Genomic DNA, 8796 nt, shown 5'->3' with positions numbered 1-8796 from the left:
GCGCCGAGGTACGCGGCGCGACCGCCGTGGGGGCCGCGGGTCAACCGGCGTCCCGCAGGAGGCAGGTGAGGCGGGCGGTGCAGACGCGCCGGTCCTGCTCGTCGGTGACGACGATCTCGTAGGTGGCGGTGGACCGGCCGCGGTGGACCGGGGTGGCGGTGCCGGTGACGAGGCCGGAGCGGGCGGCGCGGTGGTGGGTGCAGTTGAGGTCGACGCCGACGGCGATCTTGCCGGGGCCGCCGTGGAGCATGGAGCCGATGGAGCCGAGGGTCTCGGCGAGGACGGCGGAGGCGCCGCCGTGGAGGAGGCCGTAAGGCTGGGTGTTGCCCTCGACGGGCATGGTGGCCACGACGCGGTCGGCGGCGGCCTCCTTGATCTCGATGCCCATGCGTTCGCCGAGGTGGCCGGCGGAGAAGAGGGCGGGGAGGTCGACGCCGAGACCGGCGTACTCGTCGATGACCTCTTGCGGGAACGTGACGGTCTTCTGCTCGCCCATGGGGCCGGCTCCTCGTCGTCGGATCGCGGTGTCGCTGATCGCTGGTGTCGCGGGATCGCTGCCTGAGCGAACGCTTAGGCGTGCACGGATTGTTCCAGGCGGACGACGACGGACTTGGAGGCGGGGGTGTTGCTCGTGTCGGCGGTGGCGTCGAGCGGGACGAGGACGTTGGTCTCGGGGTAGTAGGCGGCGGCGCAGCCCCGGGCGGTGGGGTAGCAGACCACTTTGAAGCCCGGGGCGCGGCGCTCGGTGCCGTCGCGCCATTCGCTGACGAGGTCGGCGAAGTCGCCGTCGGCGAGGCCGAGTCGCTCGGCGTCCTCGGGGTTGACCAGGACGACGCGGCGGCCGCCCCTGATGCCGCGGTAGCGGTCGTCGAGGCCGTAGATCGTGGTGTTGTACTGGTCGTGGGAGCGCAGCGTCTGCAGCAGCAGCCGGCCTTCCGGCAGGTGGGGGTGCTCGACGGGGGCGGCGGTGAAGTTGGCCTTGCCGGTGGCGGTGGGGAAGCGGCGTTCGTCGCGCGGGGCGTGGGGGAGGGCGAAGCCGCCGGGGTGGCCGATGCGGGTGTTGAAGTCCTCGAAGCCGGGCACGACGCGGGCGATCCGGTCGCGGATGGCGGCGTAGTCCCGCTCGAACTCCTCCCAGGGGGTGGTGGAGCGGCTCCCGAGGACGCGCCGGGCGAGGCGGGCGACGATGGCGGGTTCGGAGAGCAGCTGCGGGCTCGCGGGCTTCAGCCGGCCGCGGGAGGCGTGGACCATGCCCATGGAGTCCTCGACGGTGACGCACTGCTCGGCGCCCTTGCCGTCGGGGCCGGCCTGGAGGTCGCGTTCGGTGCGGCCGAGGGTGGGGAGGATCAGCGCGCGGGCGCCGGTGACGGCGTGGCTGCGGTTGAGCTTGGTGGAGACGTGGACGGTGAGCCGGGCGCGGCGCATCGCGGCCTCGGTGACGTCGGTGTCGGGGGAGGCGGCGACGAAGTTGCCGCCGAGGGCGAAGAACACCTTCGCCGTCCCGTCGCGCAGGGCGCGGATGGCGTTGACGACGTCGAGGCCGTGGCGGCGCGGGGAGGTGATCTGGAACTCGCGGTCGAGGGCGGCGAGGAACGGCTCGGTGGGACGCTCGGAGATGCCCATGGTGCGGTCGCCCTGCACGTTGGAGTGGCCGCGGACCGGGCAGACCCCGGCGCCGGGGCGGCCGATGTTGCCGCGCAGCAGCAGGAAGTTGACGATCTCGCGGATGGTGGGCACGGAGTGCTTGTGCTGGGTGAGCCCCATCGCCCAGCACACGACGGTGCGTTCGGAGTCGAGGACCATGCGCAGGGCGCGCTCGATGTCCTCGCGGGTGAGGCCGGTGGCGGCGAGCGTGCCCTCCCAGTCGGCGTCCTTCGCGGCGGCGGCGAAGTCCTCGTAGCCGTGGGTGTGTTCACGGACGAAGGCCTCGTCGACGGCGCCGTCGGTCTGCAGGACGAGCTTGTTCAGGAGGCGGAAGAGGGCCTGGTCGCCGCCGATGCGGATCTGCAGGAAGAGGTCGGTGAGGGGGGTGCCCGCGCCGAGCAGGCCGCGCGCGTTCTGCGGGTTGCGGAAGCGCTCCAGTCCGGCCTCGGGCAGCGGGTTGACCGTGATGATCCGGGCGCCGGCGGCCTTGGCCTTCTCCAGGGCGCTGAGCATCCGGGGGTGGTTGGTGCCGGGGTTCTGCCCGGCGACGATGATCAGGTCGGCCCGGTGGAGGTCCTCCAGTAGGACGCTGCCCTTGCCGACGCCGATCGTCTCGTTCAGCGCGGAGCCGGACGACTCGTGGCACATGTTGGAGCAGTCGGGCAGGTTGTTGGTGCCGAACTCGCGGGCGAAGAGCTGGTAGAGGAACGCCGCCTCGTTGCTGGTGCGGCCGGAGGTGTAGAAGACGGACTCGTCGGGGGAGTCGAGGGCGTGGAGCTCCTCGGCGACGATGTCGAAGGCGCGCTCCCAGCTGACCGGCTCGTAGTGCGAGCCGCCGTCGGGCAGGTACATCGGGGTGGTCAGGCGGCCCTGCTGGCCGAGCCAGTAGCCGCTGCGGCCGGCGAGGTCGGCGACGGGGTGCGCGGCGAAGAAGGCGGGGGTGACGCGGCGCAGGGTGGCTTCCTCGGCGACGGCCTTCGCGCCGTTCTCGCAGAACTCGGCCGTGTGCCGCTTGTCGGGCTCGGGCCAGGCGCAGCCGGGGCAGTCGAAGCCGTCCTTCTGGTTGACCCGCAGCAGGGTCAGCGCGGTGCGGCGCACGCCCATCTGCCCGGTCGCCATCCGCAGGGTGTGGCCGACGGCGGGGAGCCCGGCGGCGGAGTGCTGCGGGGCGCCGACCTCGGGGGCGTCCTGGACCGGGTCGCCGTGCGGTGCCTTGCCTGCCATGATCGCTCCCCGTGCCGCATGTGCGTCTCGTACCTGTCCGATCGTCCCACGGCCCACTGACATCGGACTTCCTGGCAGCCGCCGCAGGGCCCCGCGCCGGCGCGGCGGCCGCGGTCGGCCGGGCGTGTCCGTGCGGTCGGCGCCGAGTGTCAGTGGGGCGTGGCAGGATCGGGGACGTGGCAGATACAGCATCGAAGCAGACCGCCGAGACCCGTCCCCGCCTGCTCCTCATGGACGGGCACTCCCTGGCGTACCGGGCGTTCTTCGCGCTGCCCGCGGAGAACTTCACGACCGCGTCGGGCCAGCCGACGAACGCCGTCTACGGCTTCTCGTCGATGCTGGCGAACACGCTGCGCGACGAGGCGCCCACGCACTTCGCCGTCGCGTTCGACGTCTCGCGCAAGACGTGGCGCTCCAAGGAGTTCCCCGAGTACAAGGCCAACCGGTCCAAGACGCCGGACGAGTTCGCGGGCCAGGTCGAGCTGATCGGCGAGATCCTCGACGCGATGCACGTCCAGCGGTTCGCGATCGACGGCTTCGAGGCGGACGACGTCATCGCCACCCTCGCCACGCAGGCCGAGGCGGCCGGGTTCGACGTGCTGATCGTCACCGGCGACCGGGACTCCTTCCAGCTGATCACCGACCACGTGACGGTGCTGTACCCCACGAAGGGCGTCTCGGAGCTGACCCGCTTCACCCCGGCGAAGGTCGTGGAGAAGTACGGCCTGACCCCCGCCCAGTACCCGGACTTCGCCGCCCTGCGCGGCGACCCGTCGGACAACCTGCCCGGCATCCCGGGCGTCGGCGAGAAGACGGCCGCGAAGTGGATCAACCAGTTCGGCACCTTCGCCGAGCTGGTGGAGCGCGCCGAGGAGGTCAAGGGCAAGGCGGGGCAGAACTTCCGCGACGCCCTGGAGTCGGTGAAGCTGAACCGCGTGCTGACCGAGATGGTCCGCGACGTCGAGCTCGCGAGGACCCCCGCCGACCTGGAGCGCCTGCCCTACGACCGCAAGGCGCTGCTCGGGATCCTCGACACCCTGGAGATCCGCAACCCCTCGCTGCGGGAGCGGCTGCTGGCCGTCGACCCGGGCGCCGAGGAGGAGGAGACGGAGGCGGCCGCCCTCTCGGGGGTCGAGCTGGACGGCCGGGTCCTCGTCGGCGGCGAGCTGGGCCCCTGGCTGACCGAGCACGGCACGGCGGCGGTCGGTGTCGCGACCGTGGACAGCTGGCAGCTCGGCGCCGGCTCCGTCACCGAGATCGCGCTCGCCGCGCCCGGCGGAGTGGCGGCCTGGTTCGACCCCGCGGGGCTCGACGAGGCCGACGAGCGGGCCTTCGCCGACTGGCTGGCGGACGGCGAGCGGCCCAAGGCGATGCACAACGCCAAGGGCGTGATGCGGGTCTTCGCCGAGCACGGCTGGAGCGTCGACGGCGTCACCATGGACACCGCGCTCGCCGCCTACCTCGTCAAGCCCGGCCGGCGCACCTTCGGCCTCGACATCCTGTCCGTGGAGTACCTGGGCCGCGAGCTGGCGCCGGTCTCCGAGAGCGGCGGCCAGCTCGCCTTCGGCGACGGGGACGAGGGCGACGACCGCGCGCAGGCGGACGCGCTGATGGTGCAGGCGCTGACCGTCCTCGACCTCGCCGAGGCGTTCGACGTCAAGCTCGCCGAGGTCGGCGCCCTCGAACTGCTGAGGGAGGTCGAGCTGCCCACCTCCGCCCTCCTCGCCCGCCTGGAGCGGCACGGGGTCGCCGCCGACCGGGCCCATCTGGAGGCGATGGAGCAGCAGTTCGCGGGCGCGGTGCAGCAGGCGGTGAAGGAGGCGCACGCGGCGGCGGGCCACGAGTTCAACGTCGGCTCGCCCAAGCAGCTCCAGGAGGTCCTCTTCGCCGAGCTGGGCCTGCCGAAGACCAAGCGCACCAAGACCGGCTACACCACCGACGCCGACGCGCTCGCCTGGCTGGCCGCGCAGACCGACAACGAGCTGCCGGTCATCATGCTGCGCCACCGCGAGCAGGCGAAGCTGCGGGTCACCGTCGAGGGCCTGATCAAGTCGGTCGCCCCCGACGGGCGCATCCACACCACCTTCAACCAGACGGTCGCGGCGACCGGCCGGCTCTCGTCGACCGACCCGAACCTGCAGAACATCCCCGTCCGGACGGACGAGGGGCGGGCGATCCGGCGCGGCTTCGTCGTCGGCGAGGGCTTCGAGTCGCTGATGACGGCGGACTACAGCCAGATCGAGCTGCGCGTCATGGCGCACCTCTCCGAGGACGAGGGCCTCATCGAGGCGTTCCTGTCCGGCGAGGACCTGCACACCACCGTCGCCTCACAGGTGTTCGGGGTGGAGAAGTCGCAGGTCGACCCCGAGATGCGGCGCAAGATCAAGGCCATGTCGTACGGGCTCGCCTACGGTCTGTCCGCGTTCGGCCTGGCCCAGCAGCTGGCCATCGAGCCCGGCGAGGCGCGGGTCCTGATGGAGACGTTCTTCCTGCGGTTCGGCGGGGTGCGGGACTACCTCCAGCGCGCGGTCGAGGAGGCCAGGGCGACCGGCTACACCGCGACGATGCTCGGCCGCCGCCGCTACCTGCCCGACCTGAACAGCGACAACCGCCAGCGCCGCGAGGCGGCCGAGCGGATGGCGCTCAACGCGCCGATCCAGGGCACCGCCGCGGACATCGTCAAGATCGCCATGCTGCGGGTCGACGCGGCCCTCACCGAGGCGGGGCTGTCCTCGCGGATGCTGCTCCAGGTGCACGACGAGATCGTGCTGGAGATCGCGAAGGGCGAGCGGGAGCGGGTGGAGGAGATCCTGCGCCGCGAGATGGCGGGCGCGGCCGAACTGCGCGCCCCGCTGGACGTGTCGGTCGGCGTCGGCGCCGACTGGGAGTCGGCGGCGCACTGAGCCGGCGGTCACGGGCGGGTGGTCACGGGCCGGCGGTCACGGGCGGGTGGTCGCCGGGTCCGCCGGGGCGGGCTCGGCGGCCGTCGCGGCGGTTGCCGGGCGGCGGGCCCTGACCGCGAGCGCGAACAGCGGGAGGGCCACGGCCAGGCCCGCCCCCGCGCCGAAGCAGGCGCTGGGGATGATCTCGTACGGCTTCGCGGTCCCGTGCCAGGCGGCCCACCAGCGCAGCACCCGGTGCACCGCGGCGAGCGTCGCGCAACCGCCGAGGAACGCGAGCGCGAGCACCCGGTCGCGGCGGGAGAGCGCGGGCACGGGCGCGAGGTCCACGGGCTCCACCCGCCGCAGTGCGGAGACGACGAACGCGCCGATGACGGCGGCGAGTACGGCGGAGCCGCCGTACTGCGCATACCAGAAGAGGGGGGAGCCGCCGAAGCTCTCCCTCAGCACCGGAAGGGCGGGTGTCGCCCATCCGTCGTGGTGGGTGAACCCGTCGAGGAAGACGTGCGTGCCCGCACCGGCGACCGCCGAGGCGTACAGGGCGGCGCCCAGCGCGAGCGGCGGCCGCCCGCGTCAGCCGCGGCCCCGCACCAGCGCGTAGACCCTGCCCTGTCGGCCGCGCGGGAGCAGGGCCACCAGCGGCTCCCGCAGCAGCAGCCAGACGCCGATCAGGAGCAGGGCCAGCAGGGCGTCGACGGTGAGCACACCGGTGGGGGAGTGGGTGAAGTCGCCGAACTCCATCGCCCCGTCCACGACGCTCGCCGCGTAGTAGGTGAGGTCGGGGGCGAGCGACCCGGTGACCAGCGCGGACGCGACGAGCGGCCCGCGTCCGGTGCCGTCGCGGCGGATGCCGGGCAGCACGGCGGCGGCATGGCTGAGCGTGAACGGCACGGGTCCCCCTGTGGCCTTCTCCGGGCGCGGACGCCCAGTATGCGCGACGCCCGCGCGGCCCCCTCCGGGCTCGCGCGTGATCGCCGCCGGCGCGGAAAAGAGGCCGCCAGGAGATCGCCGCGTGGCGAAGTGGTGAAAGGCGGTCACGAACGGGTGTATGAGCGAAGCCAGTTGACGTAGGGTCGCCTGCGTCAGAGCGCAGGGAGGCGTCGGCGGTTCGGGGACGTCGGGAGATCGGCGGACGTCCGTCCGGCGACGGGGAGGGTCATTCGTATGGCAGCGCAGTTCGGTCGCAGGCTTCGCAGAGGGGCGGTCTCCACCACCGTCGCCGCCGTGGCGGTGGCGGCACTGTCCGCCTCGCAGGCGCCGGGAGTGACCGGCAGTCCCCGCGACGTCCCGCAGTCGAACGGGGCCGCCGACCAGGCCGCCGAGGACACGGCGACCGGCAACTCGCCCTACTACACCGACCTTCCGCAGCTGACCACCCCGGACAAGCCCGAGTCCTCCGTCGACCTGCCCGGCGCCACCACCCCCGCCGGCAGTCCGGAGGCGGGCATACCCGCGACCGTCCTCGACGCCTACAAGCGCGCCGAGGCGACGGTCAAGCAGACGGACCCCGGCTGCAACCTGCCCTGGCAGCTCCTCGCCGCGATCGGCAAGGTCGAGTCCGGTCAGGCCCGCGGCGGCGCGGTGAACGCCGAGGGCACCACCACCGAGGCCATCCTCGGCCCGCAGCTCAACGGCCAGGGCTTCGCGAACATCTCCGACACCGACGGCGGCGCCTACGACGGCGACACCACCCACGACCGGGCCGTCGGCCCCATGCAGTTCATCCCCTCGACCTGGGCCACCTCCGGCCGCGACGGCAACGGCGACGGCACCAAGGACCCCAACAACGTCTACGACGCCGCGCTCGCCGCCGGCTACTACCTCTGCGCGAACGGCCGCGACCTGTCCGACCCTGGCGACCTCCGCAAGGCGATCCTCAGCTACAACAACTCCAGCGAGTACGTGAACACGGTCATGACGTGGCTGGAGTTCTACCGCACGGGCAGCCACGAGGTCCCCGACGGCACCGGCGTGCTCCCCGAGGACCGCAGCGACGCCCCCGCCCCCGGCACGCCGTCGCCGTCCCCCGCCCCGGTGACGCAGGCGCCGACGAGCCCGCCCGCGACCACACCCCCGCCGTCCACGCCCGGCACCTCTCCGAGCCGCCCCGGCACCCCCTCGCCGCCGCCCGGCACCACGCCTCCCCCCAGCCCGTCGCCGACGCCGACCCCGGACCCCTCCGAGCCGCCGCTCACCCCGACCCAGTCCGTCGCGGCGCTCCGCGACGCCGGCACGGGCACGCTCGCCGCGGTCGCCGGCGAGCGGCTGGCGGTCGCGCCGAAGGTGCGGGCCGTGAACGCCAAGGGAGGGCCGGTCGCCAAGGTGCGGGTGCGGTTCACGATCACCGGTGCCACCGGCACCGCCTTCGCCGGCGGCGAGACCGTCGCCGTGGCCGTCACCGGCACGGACGGTCTGGCCGCGGCCCCCGCACTCACCGCCGGGCCGAAGGACGGCGCGTTCACCGTCCGGGCCGTCGTCATCGGCCGCACGCTCACGCCCGTCACCCATCAGGGGACCGTCCTCGCACCGGTCGCCGACACCCTCGCCCGGATCGGCACCGACGAGCTGACCTGCCCGGCCGGCGAGGCCTTCGCCGCCCCTGTCACGGTCGCGGCGACCTACCGCGGCAACGGCGTCGCGGGCACCTCCGTCGCCGTCGCCGTCCTCGACGCCAAGGGCGAACCGGCGGTGGTGGGACCCTACTTCGAGGGACCCGACGGCAAACCGCTGCGCACCCTCGCCGGGCTCAGGACCGACGCGAAGGGGCGGCTGCAACTCCCGGAGCTCTTCGCGGGCGAGGCCGCCGGCACCTTCGCGATCCGGCTGACGACGGGCGGCGGCGTCGTGGCGACCGTGCCCGTGACGGTCACCGCCGCGAAGCCGACGACGCCCCCGGACGGCGGCGGGACGCCCGCGCCGGGCGGCGGCGGATCCGCGTCCCCCTCGGCCTCTCCGTCCGCGTCGGCGTCGCAGGCCGGCTGACCGTACCGCGCACCGCCACGGCGCGGGCCCCCGGCCGCCCTTGGAG

The 8796-nt window shown here is 73.7% G+C and carries 4 protein-coding genes and 1 pseudogene; 2 read left to right on the top strand and 3 right to left on the bottom strand.

Translation table 11 applies throughout. The features are described from left to right. Positions 1–40: 40 nt before the first annotated feature. Both ACFWEG_RS26795 and ACFWEG_RS26790 read right to left on the bottom strand, forming a co-directional pair. Entirely contained in the window at positions 41–496 is a 456-nt protein-coding gene (locus ACFWEG_RS26795; protein ID WP_387220091.1) for a PaaI family thioesterase, read from the bottom strand. A 74-nt stretch (positions 497–570) separates the two neighbouring features. After that, complete coding sequence (locus tag ACFWEG_RS26790) at positions 571–2868, bottom strand: FdhF/YdeP family oxidoreductase (protein ID WP_387220088.1); 2298 nt, start codon at positions 2866–2868, stop codon at positions 571–573. 176 nt (positions 2869–3044) lie between these two features. Between ACFWEG_RS26790 and polA the strand changes: the two genes are divergently transcribed. Then, complete coding sequence (polA, locus tag ACFWEG_RS26785) at positions 3045–5771, top strand: DNA polymerase I (protein ID WP_387220085.1); 2727 nt, start codon at positions 3045–3047, stop codon at positions 5769–5771. A gap of 36 nt (positions 5772–5807) precedes the next feature. Here the strand turns inward: polA and ACFWEG_RS26780 are convergent. Next, a pseudogene (locus tag ACFWEG_RS26780) lies at positions 5808–6629 on the bottom strand (DUF4184 family protein). Positions 6630–6932: 303 nt separating this feature from the next. On the opposite strand from ACFWEG_RS26780, the gene ACFWEG_RS26775 reads away from it, so the two are divergent. Then, positions 6933–8750 carry a lytic transglycosylase domain-containing protein gene (locus tag ACFWEG_RS26775; protein WP_387220083.1) on the top strand — a complete coding sequence of 606 codons (1818 nt, stop codon included), beginning with the start codon at positions 6933–6935 and terminating at the stop codon, positions 8748–8750. Positions 8751–8796: the final 46 nt, after the last annotated feature.

The organism is Streptomyces sp. NPDC060194 (genome assembly GCF_042728285.1).
GTDB lineage: Bacteria > Actinomycetota > Actinomycetes > Streptomycetales > Streptomycetaceae > Streptomyces.
The sequence above is the reverse complement of the archived record's forward strand: the minus strand, read 5'-3'. Positions and strand labels throughout refer to the sequence as shown.

Bases quoted from the DNA above. Each gene is read 5' to 3' on its own strand.
- ACFWEG_RS26795 (WP_387220091.1), bottom strand. From the start codon at position 496: ATGGGCGAGCAGAAGACCGTCACGTTCCCGCAAGAGGTCATCGACGAG.
- ACFWEG_RS26790 (WP_387220088.1), bottom strand. From the start codon at position 2,868: ATGGCAGGCAAGGCACCGCACGGCGACCCGGTCCAGGACGCCCCCGAG.
- ACFWEG_RS26775 (WP_387220083.1), top strand. From the start codon at position 6,933: ATGGCAGCGCAGTTCGGTCGCAGGCTTCGCAGAGGGGCGGTCTCCACC.